The 21,418-nt window shown below is 59.9% G+C and carries 23 protein-coding genes; 11 read left to right on the forward strand and 12 right to left on the reverse strand.

Annotated features, from left to right (window positions below):
* Positions 1-184 precede the first annotated feature (184 nt).
* The 5 genes from rluB to AC07VR_RS19540 all read right to left on the reverse strand — a co-directional run bounded on the left by rluB (position 185) and on the right by AC07VR_RS19540 (position 5,029).
* Positions 185-1,414, reverse strand: a complete 1,230-nt coding sequence (gene rluB, locus AC07VR_RS19520) for a 23S rRNA pseudouridine(2605) synthase RluB (protein WP_495012235.1) — start codon at positions 1,412-1,414, stop codon at positions 185-187.
* A gap of 292 nt (positions 1,415-1,706) precedes the next feature.
* On the reverse strand, positions 1,707-2,690 hold the full coding sequence (scpB, locus tag AC07VR_RS19525; RefSeq protein WP_495012236.1) for an SMC-Scp complex subunit ScpB: 984 nt from the start codon (positions 2,688-2,690) through the stop codon (positions 1,707-1,709).
* A gap of 13 nt (positions 2,691-2,703) precedes the next feature.
* Positions 2,704-3,522: a segregation and condensation protein A gene (locus tag AC07VR_RS19530; protein ID WP_495012237.1), complete on the reverse strand. Its 819-nt coding sequence runs from the start codon at positions 3,520-3,522 to the stop codon at positions 2,704-2,706.
* The gene (locus AC07VR_RS19535; RefSeq protein ID WP_494994265.1) at positions 3,523-4,152 is read right to left on the reverse strand and encodes an L-threonylcarbamoyladenylate synthase; all 630 of its coding nucleotides are present in this window, start codon (positions 4,150-4,152) and stop codon (positions 3,523-3,525) included.
* 13 nt (positions 4,153-4,165) lie between these two features.
* The gene (locus AC07VR_RS19540; protein ID WP_494994266.1) at positions 4,166-5,029 is read right to left on the reverse strand and encodes a PHP domain-containing protein; all 864 of its coding nucleotides are present in this window, start codon (positions 5,027-5,029) and stop codon (positions 4,166-4,168) included.
* Positions 5,030-5,116: 87 nt separating this feature from the next.
* Here AC07VR_RS19540 and AC07VR_RS19545 point away from each other — a divergent pair, with 87 nt between their 5' ends.
* The 6 genes from AC07VR_RS19545 to AC07VR_RS19570 all read left to right on the forward strand — a co-directional run bounded on the left by AC07VR_RS19545 (position 5,117) and on the right by AC07VR_RS19570 (position 9,375).
* The gene (locus tag AC07VR_RS19545; RefSeq protein ID WP_494994267.1) at positions 5,117-5,713 is read left to right on the forward strand and encodes a septation protein A; all 597 of its coding nucleotides are present in this window, start codon (positions 5,117-5,119) and stop codon (positions 5,711-5,713) included.
* Between the two features lies 1 nt (position 5,714).
* Positions 5,715-6,014, forward strand: a complete 300-nt coding sequence (locus AC07VR_RS19550) for a YciI family protein (RefSeq protein ID WP_495012238.1) — start codon at positions 5,715-5,717, stop codon at positions 6,012-6,014.
* Between the two features lie 110 nt (positions 6,015-6,124).
* Complete coding sequence (locus AC07VR_RS19555) at positions 6,125-6,535, forward strand: SH3 domain-containing protein (RefSeq protein ID WP_494994269.1); 411 nt, start codon at positions 6,125-6,127, stop codon at positions 6,533-6,535.
* A gap of 7 nt (positions 6,536-6,542) precedes the next feature.
* Positions 6,543-7,220 carry a response regulator transcription factor gene (locus AC07VR_RS19560; RefSeq protein ID WP_494994270.1) on the forward strand — a complete coding sequence of 226 codons (678 nt, stop codon included), beginning with the start codon at positions 6,543-6,545 and terminating at the stop codon, positions 7,218-7,220.
* 317 nt (positions 7,221-7,537) lie between these two features.
* The gene (locus AC07VR_RS19565) at positions 7,538-7,975 is read left to right on the forward strand and encodes an LTXXQ domain protein (RefSeq protein WP_495012239.1); all 438 of its coding nucleotides are present in this window, start codon (positions 7,538-7,540) and stop codon (positions 7,973-7,975) included.
* A gap of 65 nt (positions 7,976-8,040) precedes the next feature.
* The gene (locus AC07VR_RS19570; RefSeq protein ID WP_495012240.1) at positions 8,041-9,375 is read left to right on the forward strand and encodes a sensor histidine kinase; all 1,335 of its coding nucleotides are present in this window, start codon (positions 8,041-8,043) and stop codon (positions 9,373-9,375) included.
* 117 nt (positions 9,376-9,492) lie between these two features.
* Here the strand turns inward: AC07VR_RS19570 and AC07VR_RS19575 are convergent, their stop codons facing one another.
* Complete coding sequence (locus AC07VR_RS19575; protein ID WP_495012241.1) at positions 9,493-10,059, reverse strand: nitroreductase family protein; 567 nt, start codon at positions 10,057-10,059, stop codon at positions 9,493-9,495.
* Positions 10,060-10,220: 161 nt separating this feature from the next.
* Here AC07VR_RS19575 and AC07VR_RS19580 point away from each other — a divergent pair, with 161 nt between their 5' ends.
* The gene (locus AC07VR_RS19580) at positions 10,221-11,675 is read left to right on the forward strand and encodes a TrkH family potassium uptake protein (protein ID WP_494994274.1); all 1,455 of its coding nucleotides are present in this window, start codon (positions 10,221-10,223) and stop codon (positions 11,673-11,675) included.
* Here the strand turns inward: AC07VR_RS19580 and AC07VR_RS19585 are convergent.
* A complete protein-coding gene (locus tag AC07VR_RS19585) occupies positions 11,632-12,693 on the reverse strand; it encodes an AraC family transcriptional regulator (RefSeq protein ID WP_494994275.1) in 1,062 nt (353 codons plus the stop codon). The two genes, AC07VR_RS19580 and AC07VR_RS19585, sit on opposite strands and share 44 nt — an antisense overlap.
* Before the next feature lie 160 nt (positions 12,694-12,853).
* Between AC07VR_RS19585 and AC07VR_RS19590 the strand changes: the two genes are divergently transcribed.
* Together AC07VR_RS19590 and AC07VR_RS19595 are read left to right on the forward strand one after the other, a co-directional pair.
* Complete coding sequence (locus AC07VR_RS19590; protein ID WP_494994276.1) at positions 12,854-13,165, forward strand: Mpo1-like protein; 312 nt, start codon at positions 12,854-12,856, stop codon at positions 13,163-13,165.
* 100 nt (positions 13,166-13,265) lie between these two features.
* A complete protein-coding gene (locus AC07VR_RS19595; protein WP_495012242.1) occupies positions 13,266-13,856 on the forward strand; it encodes an HD domain-containing protein in 591 nt (196 codons plus the stop codon).
* A 53-nt stretch (positions 13,857-13,909) separates the two neighbouring features.
* On the opposite strand, the gene AC07VR_RS19600 is transcribed toward AC07VR_RS19595, so the two are convergent.
* Positions 13,910-14,731 (reverse strand): UDP-2,3-diacylglucosamine diphosphatase, encoded by an 822-nt coding sequence (locus tag AC07VR_RS19600; RefSeq protein ID WP_494994278.1) that lies wholly within the window; start codon positions 14,729-14,731, stop codon positions 13,910-13,912.
* 134 nt (positions 14,732-14,865) lie between these two features.
* On the opposite strand from AC07VR_RS19600, the gene AC07VR_RS19605 reads away from it, so the two are divergent.
* Complete coding sequence (locus AC07VR_RS19605; RefSeq protein WP_495012243.1) at positions 14,866-15,624, forward strand: helix-turn-helix transcriptional regulator; 759 nt, start codon at positions 14,866-14,868, stop codon at positions 15,622-15,624.
* Between the two features lie 113 nt (positions 15,625-15,737).
* On the forward strand, positions 15,738-16,631 hold the full coding sequence (locus AC07VR_RS19610) for a DMT family transporter (protein WP_495012244.1): 894 nt from the start codon (positions 15,738-15,740) through the stop codon (positions 16,629-16,631).
* Here AC07VR_RS19610 and AC07VR_RS19615 read toward each other — a convergent pair.
* From AC07VR_RS19615 to recQ, 4 genes are all read right to left on the reverse strand, one after another.
* Positions 16,625-16,912: an Rdx family protein gene (locus tag AC07VR_RS19615; protein ID WP_494994281.1), complete on the reverse strand. Its 288-nt coding sequence runs from the start codon at positions 16,910-16,912 to the stop codon at positions 16,625-16,627. The genes AC07VR_RS19610 and AC07VR_RS19615 overlap by 7 nt on opposite strands.
* Before the next feature lie 47 nt (positions 16,913-16,959).
* Complete coding sequence (locus tag AC07VR_RS19620) at positions 16,960-18,078, reverse strand: type IV pilus assembly protein FimV (RefSeq protein WP_495012245.1); 1,119 nt, start codon at positions 18,076-18,078, stop codon at positions 16,960-16,962.
* 259 nt (positions 18,079-18,337) lie between these two features.
* On the reverse strand, positions 18,338-18,772 hold the full coding sequence (locus AC07VR_RS19625; protein WP_494994283.1) for a MarR family transcriptional regulator: 435 nt from the start codon (positions 18,770-18,772) through the stop codon (positions 18,338-18,340).
* Between the two features lie 119 nt (positions 18,773-18,891).
* Positions 18,892-21,018, reverse strand: a complete 2,127-nt coding sequence (recQ, locus tag AC07VR_RS19630) for a DNA helicase RecQ (RefSeq protein ID WP_495012246.1) — start codon at positions 21,016-21,018, stop codon at positions 18,892-18,894.
* Positions 21,019-21,418: the final 400 nt, after the last annotated feature.

Consider the following 21,418-nt stretch of genomic DNA (forward strand, 5'->3'; position numbering starts at 1 on the left):
GTGGGAATGCATCCCGTGACACTCCGCGTCACTGCCGAAGCGGACGCGGAGCGTCCAAGGCGGCATTCCCACGCAGAGCGTGGGAACGATCAACACTAGTGACGCAGAGCGTGGGAACGATCAATACGAAGCGCAAAAAAAAACGCCAACCCTGGGGTTGGCGTTCTTGTTTGCAGCTTACCGCTTACTCAGGCTTGCGACGGCCAAAGCCTGGACGCTGACCGGAGCCGGCCGGTGCGCCGCGGCGTTTGCCGGATGGCGCATCCCTGTCGACCAGGCCGATACCCGGACGCTTGGACTTTGGCCCAGGCTTGGCTGGACGCTTGGTGTCGGCCGGACGGTCTGCCACTGGCGTACCACGATCGCTGCGACCGCCTGCTGGAGCACCGCGACCGGTAGCCGGACGCGGAGTGCGTGGGCCGCGCTCGCCATCCTGACGTGGAGAAGGTTTGCGCGCCGGGCGCTCGCCTTCGATCTGCGGCTCGCGGACTGGACGCGGGCCAGCGGCAGGTGCACCAGCGGCTGGACGCAGGGTCCGCACGCGCTCGGCCTTGCCAACCGGGCGGGACGATTTGCGTTGCATACGCTCAAGCTTGTCTTTGCTCTTGGCGTTCATCTGCGGCATGGCGACCGGCGTCAAGCCGACTTCAGCGCTGAGAATATCGACTTCGTACTGGCTCATTTCGCGCCAGCGGCCCATCGGCAGGTCGGAGTTGAGGAACACCGGACCAAAACGTACACGCTTCAGACGGCTGACCACCAGCCCTTGGGATTCCCACAAACGACGCACTTCACGGTTACGGCCTTCCATCACTACGCAGTGGTACCAATGGTTGAAGCCTTCGCCGCCCGGTGCTTGCTTGATATCGGTGAACTTCGCCGGGCCGTCTTCGAGGACCACGCCGGCCTTGAGCCGCTCGATCATCTCGTCATCGACTTCGCCACGCACACGCACCGCGTACTCGCGGTCCATTTCGTAGGAAGGATGCATCAGACGGTTGGCCAGCTCACCGTCGGTGGTGAACATCAGCAGACCGGTGGTGTTGATGTCCAGACGGCCAATGTTGATCCAGCGACCTTCTTTCGGACGCGGCATTTTATCGAACACGGTCGGACGGCCTTCAGGGTCGTCACGGGTGCAGATTTCGCCGTCGGGCTTGTTGTACATGATCACGCGGCGCACCGACTCGGCGGCCTCTTCACGCTTGATCACCTTGCCATCGATAGTGATGGCGTCATGCAGGTCGACGCGCAGGCCAAGGGTGGCATCTTTGCCATTGACCTTGATCCGGCCATGGCTGATCCAGGCCTCTACGTCACGGCGCGAGCCAACGCCGATACGGGCGAGGACTTTCTGCAGTTTTTCGCCTGCTGGGCCGATTTCCTGGCTGTCTTTCTGGTCGTTGTCACTCATCTGGGCACCTCCCGGTGTGGTCTGTTCAGGCCTGGCCTGAAGCGTTGAAAGCTGGTCTTTGGGCGCAAGGATCGCCAAAGGGTCGCGAATCATACGCGCATGGCGCTGTTCGCGCATCAGAGACTAGCGGATAAACGGTCGGTTAGTTGTTTTTCCGCCGACCGGTGAGGGGAAAGGTGATCAGATCGTTCCCACGCTCTGCGTGGGAATGCCGCCATGGACGCTCTGCGTCCGCCTTCGGCTGCGACGCAGAGCGTCACGGGATGCGTTACCACGCAGAGCGTGGGAACGATCACTCTTCCAGCAAGCGTCTTTCGTTCTCGATTGCTTCGGCGAGGGCCTGGGCTTCGGCTTCTTCGTCGCTCAAGACTGGTGTTGCTTGCTCCAGCGCGGCGACAGCGGCCAGCAGTTTGGCGCGGGCCTCTGCGACGCCGATAAGGTCGTCTTCCTGCTCTTCCTCAGTTTCGGCTTCAGCCTCAACGTGAAGCTCAACCTCAATTTCGGGTTGTGCTTCGGCTTGGACTTCGGTCTCGCTCTCGACGCTGGTCTCGTTCACTGCCCCATCCCGAAGCAAATCGTCGAAGTCGGTCTTGATCCCTTCCTCCATCGAGTCCAGTTCCAGCAACAGGGTATGGAAGCTGGTTTCGTCTTTCGGTTCTTCCGGCTCGGCGCTGGCATCGGCCAGCTCTTGCAGGCTCTGCGGCACTGGTGCGTCGTCGAAATCGAGAATCGGATCGGGCTCCAGCTCACGCAGTTCGGCCAGCGGCGGCAGGTCGTCGAGATTTTTCAGGTTGAAGTGGTCGAGAAAGGCTTTGGTGGTGGCGAACATCGCCGGTTTACCTGGCACTTCGCGGTAACCAACGATGCGGATCCACTCACGTTCGAGCAGGGTTTTGACGATATGACTGTTGACTGCCACACCGCGCACATCCTCGATCTCGCCCCGAGTTATCGGCTGGCGATAGGCGATCAAGGCCATGGTTTCCAGCATGGCCCGGGAATAACGCTGCGGCCGCTCTTCCCACAGTCGCCCAACCCAAGGCGAGAACTTCTCGCGAATCTGCAGGCGATAACCGGATGCGACTTCCTTGAGCTCAAAGGCCCGGCCGTCACAGGATTTGCGCAAGATCTCCAGGGCTTTCTTGAAAACCGGAGGTTCCGGCCGCTCACCCTCTTCGAAGAGCTCAAACAGACGTTCCATGGTTTGCGGCTTTCCCGAGGCCAACAGAAAGGCTTCAAGCAATGGCGCCAGCTCGCGGGGTTCACTCAGATTCATTGATTTCGGCTCGTTATTCGGCTCGCGCCCGCACATGGATAGCCGTAAAAGGCTCATTCTGCACCAGCTCGACCAAAGATTCCTTGACCAGCTCGAGGATTGCCATAAAGGTCACCACCACACCCAGGCGGCCTTCTTCAGCGGTGAACAGCTCGACAAAGGGCACGAAGCCGCCGCCCTTGAGGCGTTCGAGCACATCACTCATGCGCTCACGGGTGGACAACGCCTCGCGGCTGACCTGATGGCTTTCGAACATATCGCCACGGCGCAGGACTTCGGCCATGGACATCAGCAACTCTTCCAGGCTCACGTCCGGCAACAATTTGCGCGCCCGGGCTTCCGGGGCATCGAGCCTGGGCACCACCACATCGCGCCCTACCCGGCTCAACCCGTCGATGCCTTCTGCCGCGGCTTTGAAGCGTTCGTATTCCTGCAAGCGGCGGATCAGCTCGGCGCGCGGATCGTCTTCTTCCACCTCGATCTCACTAGACCGAGGCAGCAGCATCCGCGATTTGATCTCGGCGAGCATTGCCGCCATGACCAGGTACTCGGCGGCGAGCTCCAGGCGCACCGACTGCATCAACTCGACATAGCCCATATACTGGCGGGTGATTTCCGCCACCGGGATGTCAAGAATGTTGATGTTCTGTTTGCGGATCAGGTACAGCAGCAGGTCCAGCGGGCCTTCGAAGGCTTCGAGGAAAACCTCGAGCGCATCCGGCGGGATGTACAGGTCCAGCGGCATTTCCATGACCGCCTGGCCATAGACCATGGCGAACGGCAGTTCTTGCTGCGCTCCCGCCTGGCTGTCCACTGATTCGACTGCAGACATCTAGGCTTCGACCGTGAACGGCGCCGGGTCGCCGCAACCGACACGGATCACTTCAGGCTCGCCATCAGCCAGATTGATCACCGTGGACGCCTTGATGCCGCCGAAACCGCCATCGATGATCAGATCGACTTGATGCTCAAGCATTTGGCGCATCTCGTAAGGATCGCTCATTGGCTCAGTCTCACCGGGCATGATCAGCGTCACGCTCATCAGCGGCTCCCCCAGCTCTTCAAGCAACGCCAGGGCAATCGGATGGCTCGGCACCCGCAGACCGATGGTCCGCTTCTTGGGGTGCAGCAACAGGCGCGGGACTTCGCGGGTAGCGTTGAGAATGAACGTGTACGGGCCCGGCGTATGGGCCTTGAGCAAGCGAAAGGTACCGGTATCGATTTTGGCGAACAGCCCCAGTTGCGACAGGTCGCTGCAGATCAGCGCGAAGTTGTGCTTGTCGTCCAGTTGCCGCAAACGACGGACACGTTCGATGGCGTTCTTGTCGCCGATCTGGCAACCAATGGCGTAGGAGGAGTCAGTTGGATAGATCACCACCCCACCGGACCTGATGATCTCAACAGCCTGTTTGATCAGGCGCGCTTGCGGGTTTTCCGGATGAATCTGGAAAAATTGACTCACATTCTCTACCTGTTCAGACGGCGGCAATAATTGGGTCATGTTTGAACCGACACCAAAGCGGCGGCAGATCCTCCGGGAGCGGACGGTATTCGCCAATCTCGGACCAGCCTCCAGGTCCATGGAAATCACTGCCGGCGCTGACCAGCAGCCCAAATTCACGAGCCAGAATAGCCAGGCTGCCCACCTGCTCGGCGGGCTGATGGCCATTGACTACCTCAATCGCGTGGCCACCCGCTTGAATATAGTCGGCAATCAGGCGACGACGTTTGCTGCGAGTGAAATCGTAGTGCCAAGGATGTGCCAGGCTGACCCAGGCGCCCGCCGCACGCAGCGTCTCGACGGTTTCCTCCAGGGTCGGCCAATGCTGCTTGACGTCCCCCAGCTTGCCGGCGCCCAACCATTTGCGAAATGCCTCGGCGCGGTCCTTCACGAAACCGGCACGTACCAGGTAATCAGCGAAGTGCGGCCGAGCGGGTGCATTGCCGCTGTCCCCCAACTCCTGCTGAACCGCCCGGGCACCTTCCAGCGCTCCCGGCATGCCTTTGAGCGCAAGTTTGCGGCTGATTTCTTCGGACCTTAGCCAGCGACCGTGGTGCAACTTGCCGATGGCCTCGACCAAAGCCGGGGCATTAATGTCGAAACCATAGCCCAATACATGAATGGTCGCACCGCCCCAGGTACAGGACAGTTCGACACCGTTGATCAGTTGCATACCCAGCGCAACCGCTGCACTGCGGGCCTCTTCCAGGCCTTCGAGGGTGTCATGGTCGGTCAAGGCCAGGACTCGCACGCCTCTCTCGAAGGCACGCGCAACCAGTGCCGCAGGCGCCAGGGCGCCATCGGAGGCCGTGCTATGGCAGTGCAAATCAACATTCACAGGACTCTGTAACCTCAAATCAGCTGGCGCTTTCGCGGCCTAAGATGTTTGTTATTATGCCGCCACATCCTGCTTCTGGCTGCCACTGTGAAACAATTCATCGACTTCATCCCGCTGTTCCTGTTTTTCATCGTCTACAAAATCGATCCTCGGGTCGTCGACATCGCCGGCCATGAGCTGACTGTAGGCGGTATTTACAGCGCCACCGCGATGCTGATCATCAGTTCACTGGTGGTTTACGGCACGTTGTTCGTTTCCCAGCGCAAGCTGGAAAAAAGCCAATGGCTGACGTTGATCGCCTGCCTGGTCTTCGGCAGCCTGACCCTCGCCTTCCACAGCGAAACCTTCCTCAAGTGGAAAGCCCCGGTGGTCAACTGGCTATTCGCCGTGGCTTTTGCCGGTAGCCATTTCATTGGTGACCGACTGCTGATCAAACGCATCATGGGCCACGCGCTGTCCTTGCCGGACCCGGTCTGGACCCGCCTGAACATTGCCTGGATCGCGTTTTTCCTGTTCTGTGGCGGTGCCAACCTGTTCGTGGCCTTTACCTTCCAGAGCTACTGGGTCGACTTCAAAGTCTTCGGCAGCCTAGGCATGACTCTGCTGTTCCTGGTCGGCCAGGGTATCTACCTGTCCCGCCACCTGCATGACGCCGACACCACCACTCCAAAAACCGAGGACTGACATGCTTTACGCAATTATTGCTACAGACGTCGCCAATTCCCTGGAAAATCGCCTGGCTGCACGCCCCGCGCATCTGGAGCGGCTGCAACAGCTGCAGGCCGAAGGTCGCGTGGTGCTGGCAGGTCCGCACCCGGCCGTCGACAGTAATGATCCGGGCGCTGCAGGTTTTACCGGCAGCCTGATCGTCGCCCAGTTCGACTCGCTGACGGCCGCCCAAGCCTGGGCCGATGCCGATCCGTACATCGCGGCAGGCGTCTACGCCAGTGTTCTGGTCAAGCCATTCAAGCAAGTCCTGCCGTAAAGTGTCCCTTGCGCGGTGAATCCTGTCGGTTCATCGCGCGCTCAATCGCTCATTATTCTCGTTTAACGGCCGACAACTTGCCTAACACTCGATTGGAATCAGGAGTTCCGATGCGCCAAGGTCCGTTGTGTCTGCTGTTGGTCATGTTATCGATCGGGGTCCCTGCCCATGCCGAAGAACGCTCTGATTCGGGCAATTCAACGCCTCTGTCCCTGAGCGCCGGCAGTCAGATCACCGAGTTGCAGCAGCGTTTGAAAGAAAGCGAACGCCAGCGCGATGAGCTGAACAAACAATTGCAAAGTGCCGATGCCGAACGCGAGAGCGCCCAGCTGACCCGTCTGCACCAAGAGAACCAGCGCCTCAAGCTGCAACTCAAGGAAACCCAGGCCAGCTCGGTACCGCACCTGCTGACCGATCAGCAGCGGTGGTTCGTCACCGGTGCCGGGGTAGCGCTATTGGCCCTGCTCTGCGGTATCTTCGCCAGTGGCGGACGTAGACAACGTCGGCAATGGCTAAATTGAGTGAGTCATGAGCGACCTGTTACTGATAGATGATGACCAGGAGCTGTGTGAGCTCCTGACCAGTTGGCTGAGCCAGGAAGGCTTTCAGGTGCATGCCTGCCACGATGGCCTGAGCGCTCGCCGCGCCTTGGCCCAAGCCGCGCCAGCCGCCGTGGTGCTGGACGTGATGCTGCCTGACGGCAGCGGTCTGGAGCTGCTCAAGCAACTGCGCAACGATCATCCGGATTTGCCGGTGCTGATGCTCTCGGCCCGCGGCGAGCCGCTGGACCGCATCCTCGGTCTGGAATTGGGCGCTGACGATTACCTGGCCAAACCCTGCGATCCACGGGAGTTGACCGCCCGTTTGCGCGCCGTGCTGCGTCGCAGCCATCCGACGGCGGTGTCCAGCCAGCTCGAGCTGGGTGACCTGTGTTTCAGCCCGGTCCGTGGCGTAGTCAGTATCGATGAGCAGGAATTCACCCTGACCATCTCCGAGAGTCGCTTGCTTGAAGCGCTGCTCAAGCAACCGGGCGAGCCGCTGGACAAACAGGAACTGGCGCAGATCGCTCTGGGACGCAAACTGACGCTGTATGACCGCAGCCTGGACATGCACGTCAGCAACCTGCGCAAAAAGATCGGACCACACCCTGATGGTCGTCCACGCATCGTTGCCCTGCGCAGCCGCGGCTACTACTACAGCCTGTAAGCCCGACACCATTTCCTGTAGCAGCTGCCGAGCCCGCGAGGCTGCGTTCGGCTGCACAGCAGTCGTAAAAGCAAACAGCTCGGTCTTTCAGGGTGCCCGAGTTGTCCGGATCACGACTGCTTCGCAGCCGAACGCAGCCTTCGGCAGCTGCTACATAGGTCATGCTTCGTCAGGAAGAAATCGGCAAAGTACTGGATTTGTCAGGTCCGTCCAAAAACATCTTTACCCAAGCTTTACGCTCCGCTGACCGCCGCTGACCTTGATCTCCGTAATCTGCACACATCCGGACTCACCGGAATCGAAACAGGAGATACACGATGCGCAAGACCCTTATCGCTCTGATGTTCGCGGCTGCCCTGCCGACCGTTGCCATGGCCATGCCAGAAGGCTCGGGCCCGATGGGTCCAATGGACGGCCCGCGCTACAGCGAGCACATGCACGGCAAAGGTCCGTACAGTCAACTGGACCTGAGTCGCGAACAGCGTCATCAGATTGGCAAAATCATGGGCGAACAGATGCGTGAGCGTCAGCACCTGATCGAAACCTACCTGGAAAAACTCTCGCCAGCCGATCAGAAAGCCTTGAAAGACGAAATGGCTGCCAGACACAAGAAGGCCGAAGCCGAGGTTCGCGGGCTGCTGAAACCTGATCAGCAGAAGCAATTCGACGAGATTCAGAAAAAGCAGGCCGAGCGTCGCGCTGAATGGGCCGAATTCCAGGCCTGGAAAGCGCAACAAGCGAAAAAAGCGCAATAATGCGTTAGCGCTCATTTCCAGCCCAACGGTTCACGCCGTTGGGCTTTCTTTGTTGAGGACTTCCCGTGCGTTCATTGTTCTGGCGCATCCTAGCCAGCTTTTGGCTGGCTATCGCCCTGGTTGCAGGGCTTTCGATCCTGCTCGGGCACATGTTGAATCAGGACGCCTGGATCCTCAGCCGCCACCCCGGCCTCAATACCCTGGCCGAAGACTGGACACAGACCTTTGAGACCCAAGGCGAAGAGGCTGCGCAGGATATTCTTGAGCAACGCAAGCGCCAGTATCACATCGATGTCCAGGTGCTCAATGAAAGTGGCGACCCGGTGGTGCATGGCACCTTTCCACGTCGCGCGGCCGCCTTCGAAGCACGGCAAAACAATGATGACCGACGCCTGCCGTGGCGCCGACTGACCGTCGAATACACCAGCCCGAAAACCGGTGATACCTACCTGCTGATCTACCGTATTCCGCACCCCGAACTGAATGCCTGGCACCGTGAGAGCCTGCTTTGGCCACTCAGCGCCTTGGGTATCGCATTGGTGGTGCTGACCTTATTCAGTCTGCTGGTCACTCTCTCCATCACCCGCCCCCTTAGCCGTTTGCGCGGCGCGGTGCACGACCTTGGCCAGACCACCTATCAACAAAACAGCCTGGCGAAACTGGCCAATCGTCGTGATGAGTTCGGCGTGCTGGCCAACGACTTCAACCGCATGGGCGCACGCCTGCAAAGCCTGATCGGCAGCCAGCGGCAATTGCTTCGCGATGTCTCCCACGAACTCCGTTCCCCACTGGCCCGACTGCGTATCGCCCTGGCATTGGCAGAGCGCGCCACCCCTGAAGAACGAGAAAAACTCTGGCCACGGCTGACCCGCGAGTGTGATCGCCTGGAAGCCTTGATCAGTGAAATTCTGGTGCTGGCACGGGTGGATGCCGACAACGCCAGTGCTGAAGAGATTGATCTCAATGGGCTGCTGAACAACCTGCAAAAAGACGCCTTTCTCAACTCAGCCGAGCAAAACGTGAGGATTGAGATGGAATCACAGCTGAGTCTCAAGGGTTGGCCAACGATGATCGAACGCGCCGTGGATAACCTGCTGCGTAACGCCCAGCGCTTCAATCCGGCAGGGCAGCCGATTGAAATGCTGGCGTTACGGCGGGGGGAAAGGATTGTCATCAGCGTGCGCGACCATGGGCCGGGCGTTGACGCTGAACATCTGAGCCAATTGGGTGAACCGTTCTACCGAGCGCCCGGCCAGACTGCTCCGGGGCATGGCCTCGGGCTGGCGATCGCCCGCCGGGCGGCGGAACGACATGGCGGTAATTTGATCCTGGCCAATCACCCGGAAGGCGGATTCATTGCCAGCCTGGATTTGCCGTTGGTGCCCGGGACCGTCGCGTAGATGATAGATGATCGTTCCCACGCTCCGCGTGGGAATGCAGCCCGTGACGCTCTGCGTCACAGAATGGACGCAGAGCGTCCAATGAGGCATTCCCACGCGGGAGCGTGGGAACGATCATCAGGTCCTGGCCGACCAGGCGCTGACAAACTCGGTGAGGTCTACCTTCGGCGCCGTACGCGGCTCATTCTGCGGTGTACCGAGGTACAGGAAGGCAATCACCTCTTCGCCCTCGGCCAACCCCAGGCCTTTGGCAACATGGGGCGAATAGGACAATTCACCGGTACGCCACACCGCGCCGATGCCTTGGGCATAGGCGGCCAGCAAAATACCGTGGGCGGCACAGCCGGCGGCCAGCAATTGCTCGGACTTCGGTACCTTGAAGTGATCCTGCAATCGCGCAATGACCACCACCACCAACGGCGCGCGCATCGGCATGGCGCGGGCCTTGTCCAACGCAGCCTGGGTCACGTCACCACCTTGCAACTGCGCCGCTTCGACCAGCAACTCGCCCAATTGCTCGCGTGCCGCGCCTTCGACCGTCAGAAAGCGCCATGGCCGTAGTTGGCCGTGATCCGGGGCGCGCGACGCAGCGCCAAACAGGACTTCGCGTTGCGCCGCAGTGGGCGCCGGGTCGAGCAAACGCGGCACGGAAACACGGTTGAGCAAAACGTCGAGAGCCTGCATCGGCTACCTCCTGAGAAAAATGTCCGGCCATTCTAGCGGTAACTGCCCAAGGTCTGCAGACGTTTGGTGACGGTCGCAACGGCGGTCCTGGGGATGCCCGTTTACATGCCCTGCCCCGCAGGTAGAATGGCGCCCTTCCCTTATCAGCCCGAGCGGACCTCATGGCGTTGCCGACCTTACGGATTATCGGTTTCATTATCGGCATCTTCCTGATTACCCTGGCCATCAGCATGGTCGTACCGATGGCGACCCTGCTGATTTTCGAACGCACCAGCGATCTTCCATCGTTCCTCTGGGCCAGCATGATCACCTTTATCGCAGGCCTTGCGCTGGTGATTCCCGGACGTCCAGAGCACATTCACCTGCGCCCGCGGGACATGTACCTGCTCACCGTAACCAGCTGGGTGGTGGTCTGCGTCTTCGCCGCGCTGCCGTTCCTGCTGACCCAACACATCAGTTACACCGACTCGTTTTTCGAGAGTATGTCCGGCATCACTGCCACCGGTTCCACCGTGCTCAGCGGCCTGGACACCATGTCTCCCGGCATTCTGATCTGGCGCTCGCTGCTTCACTGGCTCGGCGGGATCGGCTTTATCGGTATGGCGGTGGCGATTCTGCCGTTGCTGCGCATCGGTGGCATGCGGTTGTTCCAGACCGAGTCCTCGGACCGCTCGCAAAAGGTCATGCCGCGCTCGCACATGGTGGCCCGACTGATCGTCGGCGCCTACGTCGGCATCACCATCCTTGGCAGCCTGGCGTTCTGGTTGGCCGGGATGAGCCCGTTCGACGCCATCAACCATGCCATGTCAGCGATTTCCACCGGCGGTTTTTCGACCTCCGACCAATCCCTGGCCAAGTGGACCCAACCGGCGGTGCATTGGGTCGCGGTGGTGATCATGATCCTCGGCAGCCTGCCTTTTACCCTCTACGTTGCGACCTTGCGCGGCAATCGCCGGGCGTTGATCAAGGACCAGCAGGTTCAAGGCTTGCTCGGGATGTTACTCGTGACCTGGCTGGTGCTGGGCACCTGGTACTGGTGGACCACCAACCTGCACTGGCTGGACGCCTTGCGGCATGTGGCGCTGAACGTCACCTCGGTGGTCACCACCACCGGGTTTGCCCTGGGCGACTACAGCCTGTGGGGCAACTTCTCACTGATGCTGTTTTTCTATCTGGGGTTTGTCGGCGGTTGCTCCGGCTCGACCGCCGGCGGGATCAAGATCTTCCGTTTTCAGGTCGCCTACATCCTGCTCAAGGCCAACCTTAATCAGTTGATTCACCCGCGGGCAGTGATCAAACAGAAGTACAACGGTCATCGTCTCGACGAAGAAATCGTCCGCTCGATTCTGATGTTCTCGTTCTTCTTCGCCATCACCATCTGCGTGATCGCCCTGGCGCTGTCGCTGCTGGGCGTGGACTGGATGACCGCCCTGACCGGCGCGGCCAGCACCGTCTCCGGCGTTGGCCCGGGGCTGGGTGAGACCATCGGCCCGGCCGGCAATTTCGCCACGCTGCCGGATGCCGCCAAATGGATTCTTTCGCTCGGCATGCTGCTTGGTCGACTGGAAATCATCACCGTGTTCGTGCTGTGTATTCCGGCGTTTTGGCGTCATTGAGCAACGCCGGTGCCTCCAGCAGCCGCACCCGGTATTCACCGGGCGTGACATCGAACCAGCGACGAAAGGCCCGGAAGAAGTTACTCGGGTCGGCGAAACCCAGCAGATAGGCGATTTCCAGCAGGGTCATGGCTGGCTGCGCGAGATACTGCTCAGCCAGCTCGCGACGGGTGTCGTCAAGCAGTGTCTGGAAACTGGTGCCCTCTTCTTGTAAACGCCGTTGCAGAGTGCGCTGAGACAAGTGCAGGGTCTGCGCGACCGCTTCACGCTTGGGCTCGCCCTGGGGCAACAGGCGGCACAACACCTGCCGCGCCTTGTGCGTGACCCGACTTTCAGAGAACCGCGCCAGATACTCACCGGCAAACCGGTCATGCAGCAGAGCCATCGCCTCATTGGCCGTCGGTAGCGGTGCTTCCATGTCCGCCCGCTCGAAAATCAGCGCATCGTACGGCGCGTTAAACACCAACGGCGCGTGGAAGGCTTGTTTGTAGGGTTCGATATTGGCTGGCTGATCGCCTTCGACCAACACCTGGCGCGGCTGCAAGGTGCGCCCGGTCAGCCAGCCACATAATGCCAGCGCACAGGCCAGCGAGGCCTCGGCACTTTGCCGGGTCGGCGGCAGATGATCGCCATGCACGGTCAGAATCAGCGCATAGCCTTCGGGCAGAAGACGAAAGCTCAAGTCAGCGCTTTCGGCGATTATCCGTTGATAACGCACCAACCGCTGAAAGCCTTCGGCCAGGGTCCTACTGGACATCAAGGCGTAACCGGCCACGTGAAAGGATGCCGGGCGTACCACCTTGCCCATGTTCAAGCCGATCGCCGGATTGCCGGACAGCTCCACGGCTCGCTGCCAAAGCCGCGTCATGGAGTCCTGAGGGAATCGCGCATCCGGGTCGTCCAGAGCCGCGTAGTCGAGCCCCAATTGCTTGAACAATACACGGCAATCCAGACCGTCCATCTCCAGCGCTTCGACAATCCCCATCGCCCAGCTTGCAGAAGTCGTTCTTTCGCTCATGGCGTTTACTTGCATGATGAGCCGCATCCCACGGCTGATTTCAGAAGGATACTAAAGTGGCGCCTATTGTCACTGGCTGTTACCACTGATCACTCTAGACTCAAATAAACTCCCCGTAGGACATCTGGCCATCAGCACAATAACCACAGAGATCGCAGTCGTGGGAAACATCAAACGCTTCAACAGCTTTGCCCAGTTCTACCCCTACTATTTAAGTGAGCACCGAAACAGCACTTGCCGCCGGCTGCACTTCATCGGCACCAGCCTGGTCATTCTCATTCTGGCCTTTGCCATTGGCAAAAGTGCCTGGCTACTGTTGTGGGTGCTTCCCCTGGCCGGTTACAGCTTCGCCTGGGTTGGCCACTTCTTCTTTGAAAAAAACCGCCCTGCGACTTTCCAGCATCCGCTCTACAGCCTGCTCGGCGACTTTGTCATGTACCGCGACATGATCCTTGGCAAAGTGCCATTTTAGGCTCACCGGGTCATTAAGCCGTCCCGTGCAGCCAGTGCAGGATTGGATCCAATGCATACACTGAAAAGACATCCTTTCGAAAACATTAAGAGAATCGTCAATGAATGCCAACGCCCGCTTCACCCATATGCGAGATGGCACGCAGGATGACTGGGCGATCATCGCCGCAGACTTCAGTACCTATGCCAGGCAGCTGCCGACGCGAATCGTTGCGCATCTCAAGTTGCTTGAAGGCGACTTTGGCGGCTTCCCGGTAGATCGTCTGACCCACTCACTGCAAACCGCCAGCCGTGCCTGGCGTGATGGTCGTGACGAAGAATATGTGGTCTGTGCCCTGCTCCACGATATTGGCGACACCCTGGGGTCCTACAATCACCCGGACATCGCTGCGGCGATCCTCAAGCCCTTTGTCAGCGCCGAAAACCTGTGGATGGTGGAGAAACACGGTATTTTCCAGGGTTATTACTTCTTCCATTACCTGGGCATGGATCGACATTTGCGTGAGCAATTCAGCGAACATCCACAATACCGGCGAACCATCGAGTTCTGCGCCAAGTACGACGCTGCAGCCTTCGACCCGACTTACGACACCCTGCCCCTAAGCTTCTTCGAACCGATGCTGGAGCGCTTGTTTGCCCATCCGAAGAACTCGATCTACAAGGCGGCGATGAAACAGCACGCACCGGCGTGACCCCCTGAGCAAGCTTGCGATGACGCCAGGCCAGGCAACATATTCCTTGTGTCCTAACCTGGCTCCACCACCTTCACCAACCCGGCCTTGAGCTGCGCTTCTCGAGCCTGGGCGTCGGCCAACCGATACAGCTCGATCGAGCCATCCCAGTGCTCGATCAACGCGGTGCATGACTCCACCCAATCTCCGCAATTGAGGTATTCCACCTCGCCGACCTTGCGGATTTCAGCGTGGTGAATATGCCCGCAAACCACGCCGTGCAGGCCCCGCTTGGTGCATTCATGGGCGATGGCTTCTTCAAAGTCACTGATAAAACTGACCGCGGTTTTGACCTTGTGCTTGAGGTACGCCGACAACGACCAATAGCCGTAGCCATACCGTGCACGCCAGTGATTAAGCCAGCGGTTGAGGGTCAGGGTGAACTCATAGGCCGAGTCGCCCAGAAACGCCAACCAGCGGTGATAACGGGTAATCACGTCGAACTGATCGCCGTGGATCACCAACAATTGCCGGCCATCTGCGGTGACATGCACGGCCTCGTCCACCAACTGGATATTGCCCAGGATCAGTTTCGAATAACGCCGCAGGAACTCATCATGGTTACCGGTGACGTAGATCACTTCGGTACCGCGTTTACTCATGGTCAGCAACCGGCGAATGACATTGGTGTGTGCCTGGGGCCAGTACATGCCGCTGCGCAGCTTCCAGCCATCGATAATGTCACCGACCAGGTAAACCCGGTCCGCATGGTAGCTCTTGAGAAACTGCGACAAATGTTCCGCCTGACAATCCCGGGTACCGAGATGTACATCGGAAATCCACAATGTGCGCACGCGTTGCTTACGACTGGGTTTGGCGAGCTCAGCGCTGGTCATGGACAACCTCTCCGGTATTTTTTGCGAGCTTGCGCCAGAGCGATTAATAGCCCATGACACTAATACGGCAGTCCGATGACAGCGAAAGCCCGGGCAGTGACGGTGTAAACTGCCGGTCTGCCAAGGAGACTGCGATGAGACCGATCCTCACGCTACGCCAATACACCCACGACTTGATTGTCCATAGCCATGAACACGCCCAATTGGTGTTCGGCCTGTCGGGCCAGCTCGACTTCGAGGTCGATGGCCGCGGCAGCCAGGTGGTTCAGCAGAGCTTCGTGGTGGTCCCCTCGGATGCCCATCACACCTGTGGCAGTGCGAATGGCAGCCGCTGTCTGGTGCTGGACGTGCCAAGCGATCACTGGGTGACGCAATCTCTGGGCGAGCACGCCGATGCCAGCCGCCGCTTGCTCGACACCCCCGCTCGGCTGCCATTGAATGCCGGGCAAAGCCAATTGGTCAGCTGGCTGGCTGGCAGCTCGGTGAATGACCCATTGATTGCTCAGCAAGGTGCCGTTCTGTTACTGGCCAGCCTCAATAACGCCGCGCCGAACAGCGTCGGCGGTCGACGCTTGCCTTATGCCGCGTTGAACGCACATATCGATCAATACGCCGCGTACCCGTTGCAAGTCGCGGACCTGGCCCGCGTTGCCGGCCTCTCCAGCGCACGCCTGCACGCACGATTTATCGCCGAATGCGGCCAGACGCCCATGGACTACATCCGTAGTCGCCGCCTGTACATCGCCGTGCGGCTGTTGCGCGAGTCCGGATTGCCGATCGGCGAAGTCGCCAACAAAGTCGGCTACAGCTCCCAGAGCGCGTTCGCTGCGGCGGTGATGCGTGAGTTCGGTGCCTCGCCCGGCAAATTGCGCCGCCAGGCTGTCGAACGCTAGGCCTGCGATAAAAGGCGCGAGGATCGCGACAGACAAACGTGAGAGTAGCGAGGTTCAATGTAGGGACAGCATCGCGCTATTGTCCCCGCTCAACACGTTTATCAAGGATTGCAATGACTCCGCGTACCGCCCTTGGCGCCCTGCATATCGGCGCACTGATGTTCGGCCTGACCGGCGTGTTCGGCAAACTCGCCGCCGCCACGCCTGCGATTATCGTCTTTGGCCGTGCCGCATTTGCGGTGATCGCGCTGGCTTTTTTTGCCCGTTTTGCCAGCAACACTCGCTGGCAGAAACTTGAGGCTGCCGACTGGCGTCGTCTTCTGCTCAGCGGCCTGTTGCTGGCGGGGCACTGGGTGAGCTTCTTTATCGCGGTGAAAGTGGCCGGTGTGGCAATTGCGACCCTGGGTTTTGCCAGTTTCCCGGCGTTTACCGTGATCCTTGAAGGGCTGATTTTCCGCGAGCGGATTCGCGCCAATGAAATCCTGCTGGTGGTGCTGGTGAGTGTCGGCCTGGTCCTGGTGACCCCGGACTTCGACCTCGCCAGTGAGGCTACCAGCGGGCTGCTCTGGGCGATGGGTTCGGGGTTGTTGTTCGCCCTGCTATCGCTGACTAACCGCGCCAGTTCGGGGCGAATCCCGGCGGTGCAGGCCGCGCTGTGCCAGAACGTGGTGGTCGCCCTGTGCCTGCTGCCGGTGGCTGCGCCAGGGCTGACCGAGGTTCGCGCCATTGACTGGCTGTGGATCGGTCTGCTCGGGGTGTTCTGCACCGGCGTCGCCCACAGCCTGTTCGTCGCCAGCCTCGCGGTGATCAAAGCGCGCACGGCTGCCGTGGTGTTTGCTCTGGAACCGGTCTATGGCATCACTGTTGCCTGGCTGTTGTTTGGTGAAAACCCGACCCTGCGCATGCTCATAGGCGGCGCCTTGATCATTGTCGCCATCGTGGTTTCCAGCAGCGTCTCAAGCGGCTCAAACAAAAAAACAGTGGTGGCTGAAGCAGCGTCTCACTGAGTTCGCTCGTTATGCCCGAGATCGCGCTCCGGATCGATCTGATCGCGAACCCGCTGCTTGAGTACTTTGGCCTCGGGAAAACCACCGTCAGCCTTGCGCTCCCAGATTTGAACGCCATTGCAGGTGATGTGGAAAATTCCGCCCGTGCCAGGTGCAAGGGAGACTTTACCCAGATCGTCGCTAAAGGTACTGAGCAGTTCCTGGGCCAGCCAGGCGGCGCGCAACAGCCATTGGCATTGCGTGCAGTAGGTGATGATGATTTCCGGTTTACTGGCAGTCATGGTGAGGCGAACTCCTGAACTCGATGGCGTCGTTATAATAACCGCCTTTAACGCTCGTCCCGAGATGTGCAAGTTATTGGCAACAGTTCGATGTCTTGCAGGGGGCTTGGGGCGAAGTCGGGCGACGTATCGGCGGCTGGTTTGTCGAGAGACGGCGGCGCGGCTTCAAACGGGCTGATCAAATCCCGGTCCGCGTCCATCGACAGGTCGTCCAGGTTCAGCCGGAACTCATCCAGTGCCGGGCTGCCCGATGCTTTGGCTTCGGACTCAGCACTGGCAGCAACGTAAAGACTGCCCCCCTCGATGACAACGGACGCTTCAGCGCACGCAGGGTGTGGTGCCACGGTTTTCTGCACCGTAGCCACGGAGTTCGTTTCATGGTCCGCTTTTTCCGGCACGTGAGGGGCCATTTGGCTAGCGAGTGACTCACGGGCCACGGGCTGTATGGGCAACGGCTCAGGGGTTACTTGAGCTTGATGCCGCTGACGGCGAACCCGCAATGCCAGCATTAACAGAGCTGACAGCACCACCAACCCCGTCATCACCCACACGTTCGGTCCGCCGGACTCTTCGGTCTGCGGAGCAACCAGTGGCAGGCTTGCTGCCGGCGGCGCGGCAGGACTGGCGGAGAGCCTTTTGACCTCGGCCAACTGCCCGGAAGTGAATGCAGGCGACTCCTGAGACGGTGCCACGGCGGTTGATTGAGTGTCGTCTGCGGGTTCGGGCGACTTCGGCTGCACCGCTGTCGGTGGCCCGAGCGCAGCCACTTGCCGGGAGAGCGAAGCAGGTGACGGAGATGTCGCGGGTGCCCCTTGCCCGAACGCACTCCAGGGTACGATCCCCGGTGAGCCCGGTGGGTCGATCAGCAGGGTGTATTCACGCAGCAAACGCCCATTGGGCTGATTCACTTGTACCAGAAAGTTCAGGAAAGGCTCGTTGACCGGTTTGCTCGAAACCACCCGAATCGCGCTGCGGTTGCCGTGCAGGATCAGGCTGAAACTCAAGTCATTGAGGAAGAACTCCCGCTCGATCCCGGCGCGGCTGAACTCTTCGGCCGTCGCCAGGCTCACGGACAATTGGCCTTCAACCAGATCACCCGGCTCCACCAGCGCAATCTCGGCATTGAGCGGTTGGTTCAACGCCGAATGCAGCGTGATATCGCCCAACCCCAGCGCCGGGGCCAATGCCGAGTAACACAAGGCACCGCACGCTGCTAACAGCGAGCGGATGTTGAAAAAGCGGGGCTTTTTTTCAGATGAGTTCAATCTGACTGAACAGCGCAATGCGGACTGCAAACTCTCGAGCATGAGCATCCTTTGGATAACCGAAACCAACCTGCGGGCGTTCATGCGTCCTGCACAAACACGGCTATCTCTTATAGTCCGCCAAGCACTGAATCTCAAAAGTCTGCGGGGTTGTAATACCTCAAGATTTTTCCAGATTGGCCAGAATGCGCCCGTGAACCCGCATGCACACGCGCAATTCTTCTTCGTCGACACCGACGAAAAGCTCGTGGCGCAACGCGGTGGCGATGGTTTCAATTTGCTCGATCAATGGCCGGGCCGAAGCACAAAGGACAATCTTTTTCGCCCGGCGGTCTTCAGCAACCGATTGTCGCTGCACCAGCCCCTGAGTTTCCAGACTGTCGAGCAACCGCGCCAGGGTTGGACCCTCGACGCCCACGCTTTGGGCCAACTCACGTTGAGTCGGCGCCTCGTCAAAACGGGCGAGATGCAGCAGCACCAGCCAACGGGCCTGGGACAAGCCAAGCCCGGCCAGACGGCGATCCAGTTCGGCACGCCAGCCTCGAGACATCTGCGCCAACTGCATGCCAAAACGGTGTTGATCGGTTAACGGCATAAAAAACTCATGATTAGACTGAAATAGGGCGAAACTAATTATTAGTCAGCTAAGCATGCCCCCTGCCCCGAGGCAAGACATGCTATGTACTGAATCGTTACATCTATAAACCAGACCACTCAAATCTCGAATTCCGACTGCAAGGCCGCACGCACGCAGTACAGAACGCCTTCGGGAACGCGCCCGGCAAACAGCTCGATCACCTCTGCGGCAGGCGGTAGCTCGCCCTCGCCGTCAAGGAACGCGTCCTGTATTTCACCCAGCAAGTCCTCCGGCAGATCCAGCGCCTGCTCAAGCGATAGCTGCTGCTTGCCAATGGCCTCGGCGAGCAAGGTGTAGACGTTCTTTTCCGAGCACTGCAATTGACCGGCGATCTGCATCGGCGTCATGCCGGCGCGGGCCAGGGTGATCAGCTCGTGACGGATATCGGCGACCACTTTCGGCGCCTCGGCCTGACCGCCCAACACTTCAAGGAACGCCTCGCCGTAACGTTCCAGTTTGCGCGCACCGACGCCGCTGACCCTGGCCATTTCCGACAAGGAGCCCGGCTGGCTGCGGAGCATTTCCAGCAACGTTGAATCGGGAAAAATGACGTACGGTGGCACGCCATGTTCTTCGGCCAGTTTGCGCCGCAGGGCCCGCAACGCTTCCCACTGCTCGCGCTCTTCACCACGCACCAGTTGGCTGGCCTGGCTGGTACTGCTTTTCGCGGTCGTCTGCGGTTTGAGATCGCGGCGCAACTCCAGTGTGACTTCGCCCTTGAGCAACGGCCGGCAACTGTCGCTCAAGCGAAGGCCGCCGTAGCCTTCCAGATCGATGTCCGCCAGACCTCGAGCCACCAGCTGTCGGAACAGAGAGCGCCATTCGCCCTCGGTCCGCGCCTTGCCTACACCAAACACCGAAAGATGTTGATGACCGAAGCTGCGTACCTTGTCGTTGTCTTTGCCCAGCAGCACGTCCACCAGATGCCCGACGCCATAACGCTGGCCGGTGCGGTAGATCGCCGAGAGCGCCTGACGCGCCGGCTCGGTGGCGTCCCAGGTCTGGACACCGTCAACGCAGTTATCGCAGTGGCCGCACGGTTGCGGCATGTCTTCGTCGAAATACGCCAGCAGGGTCTGGCGCCGGCAACGGGTTTCTTCACAGAGTGCCAGCATGGCGTCGAGCTTGTGCTGTTCCAGACGCTTGTGGCGCTCATCGCCTTCGGAGTTTTGCAGCATCTGCTTGAGCATCAGCACGTCTTGCAGGCCGTAGGCCATCCAGGCGTCTGCGGGTAAACCGTCGCGACCGGCGCGACCGGTTTCCTGGTAATAGGCCTCCAGGGACTTGGGCAAGTCGAGGTGCGCAACAAAACGCACGTTCGGCTTGTCGATGCCCATACCGAAGGCGATGGTGGCAACCATGATCAGGCCTTCCTCATTGAGGAAGCGCTTCTGGTTGAAGGCACGCATCTCGTTGGGTAACCCGGCGTGATACCCCAGGGCCGGAAAGCCTTGCTCGCACAGGAACGCAGCGACTTCGTCGACTTTTTTGCGCGACAGGCAGTAGACAATGCCCGCATCGCTACGGCGCTCGGACAGGAACGCCAACAACTGCTTGCGCGGCTGCTCCTTGGGCACGATGCGGTAGAAAATGTTCGGTCGGTCGAAACTCGATAAAAAACGTTCGGCGTCCTGCAGATACAGGCGATTGACGATTTCTTCGCGAGTACGCTTGTCGGCGGTAGCGGTCAGGGCGATGCGCGGCACATTGGGGAACAATTCCGCCAACTGCCCCAGTTGCAGGTATTCCGGACGGAAGTCATGGCCCCATTGAGAGACGCAGTGCGCTTCGTCGATGGCGAACAGGGCGATGTCCAGGTTCTGCAGGAACGCCAGCATCCGCGGCTGTACCAGGCGCTCGGGCGCGAGATAGAGCATCTTCACTTCGCCACGTTTGATTCGCGCCGCCAGATCGCGCTGCTGCTCGGCGCTCAGGGTCGAGTTCAAGGCGGCTGCGGCAACGCCCAGCTCTTCCAGGGTCGCGACCTGATCGTCCATCAGTGCGATCAACGGCGACACCACCACCGCCAGACCTTCACGCAGCAGCGCCGGGACCTGAAAACACAACGACTTGCCACCGCCGGTAGGCATCAGCACCAGAGCATCGCCGCCACTGGCCACGCGCTCAATGATCGCACCCTGACGGCCACGAAAACTGTCGTAGCCGAAGATGTCCTTGAGGACGCGCTGAGCCTGTTCGAGCATGAAAAACTCCAAATATCGCCGAATATCCCTGCGCGCAGGCTGGATGAAAACGTCACGGTCTTCACGGACAAATCCGTAAGCGGACTTTTCCTGATCCGTCGCAACACCTGCAGGGCATTACAAAACGCGGCAGTATACCCGAGCGGTCCAGGGCAAAGGGCGCCAGTGACGAATAGCCGCCCGATCAGGCTTGCCCCCTTCCTCGTAGCAGCTGGCGAAGCCTGCTTTCGGCGGCGAAGCCGTCGCAAAATCGGGCTGTAGGGCGCTTCAGGCGGACCAAGTCGCCAGGGTTTACGACCACTACACGGTCGAACGCAGGCTTCGCCAGCTGCTACGGACCGCGTTAAGGCGTGTTTTGAATGCAGGCAATCGGCCCTGCGACTGGCCTGAGCGCTCAAGA

Source organism: Pseudomonas sp. GW821-FHT02H09 (assembly GCF_059421425.1).

Coding starts and splice junctions, on each gene's coding strand:
- rluB (WP_495012235.1), bottom strand. CDS start 1,414: ATGAGTGACAACGACCAGAAAGACAGCCAGGAAATCGGCCCAGCAGGC.
- scpB (WP_495012236.1), bottom strand. CDS start 2,690: ATGAATCTGAGTGAACCCCGCGAGCTGGCGCCATTGCTTGAAGCCTTT.
- AC07VR_RS19530 (WP_495012237.1), bottom strand. CDS start 3,522: ATGTCTGCAGTCGAATCAGTGGACAGCCAGGCGGGAGCGCAGCAAGAA.
- AC07VR_RS19550 (WP_495012238.1), top strand. CDS start 5,715: ATGCTTTACGCAATTATTGCTACAGACGTCGCCAATTCCCTGGAAAAT.
- AC07VR_RS19555 (WP_494994269.1), top strand. CDS start 6,125: ATGCGCCAAGGTCCGTTGTGTCTGCTGTTGGTCATGTTATCGATCGGG.
- AC07VR_RS19560 (WP_494994270.1), top strand. CDS start 6,543: ATGAGCGACCTGTTACTGATAGATGATGACCAGGAGCTGTGTGAGCTC.
- AC07VR_RS19565 (WP_495012239.1), top strand. CDS start 7,538: ATGCGCAAGACCCTTATCGCTCTGATGTTCGCGGCTGCCCTGCCGACC.
- AC07VR_RS19575 (WP_495012241.1), bottom strand. CDS start 10,059: ATGCAGGCTCTCGACGTTTTGCTCAACCGTGTTTCCGTGCCGCGTTTG.
- AC07VR_RS19580 (WP_494994274.1), top strand. CDS start 10,221: ATGGCGTTGCCGACCTTACGGATTATCGGTTTCATTATCGGCATCTTC.
- AC07VR_RS19585 (WP_494994275.1), bottom strand. CDS start 12,693: ATGAGCGAAAGAACGACTTCTGCAAGCTGGGCGATGGGGATTGTCGAA.
- AC07VR_RS19595 (WP_495012242.1), top strand. CDS start 13,266: ATGAATGCCAACGCCCGCTTCACCCATATGCGAGATGGCACGCAGGAT.
- AC07VR_RS19600 (WP_494994278.1), bottom strand. CDS start 14,731: ATGACCAGCGCTGAGCTCGCCAAACCCAGTCGTAAGCAACGCGTGCGC.
- AC07VR_RS19605 (WP_495012243.1), top strand. CDS start 14,866: ATGAGACCGATCCTCACGCTACGCCAATACACCCACGACTTGATTGTC.
- AC07VR_RS19610 (WP_495012244.1), top strand. CDS start 15,738: ATGACTCCGCGTACCGCCCTTGGCGCCCTGCATATCGGCGCACTGATG.
- AC07VR_RS19615 (WP_494994281.1), bottom strand. CDS start 16,912: ATGACTGCCAGTAAACCGGAAATCATCATCACCTACTGCACGCAATGC.
- AC07VR_RS19625 (WP_494994283.1), bottom strand. CDS start 18,772: ATGCCGTTAACCGATCAACACCGTTTTGGCATGCAGTTGGCGCAGATG.
- recQ (WP_495012246.1), bottom strand. CDS start 21,018: ATGCTCGAACAGGCTCAGCGCGTCCTCAAGGACATCTTCGGCTACGAC.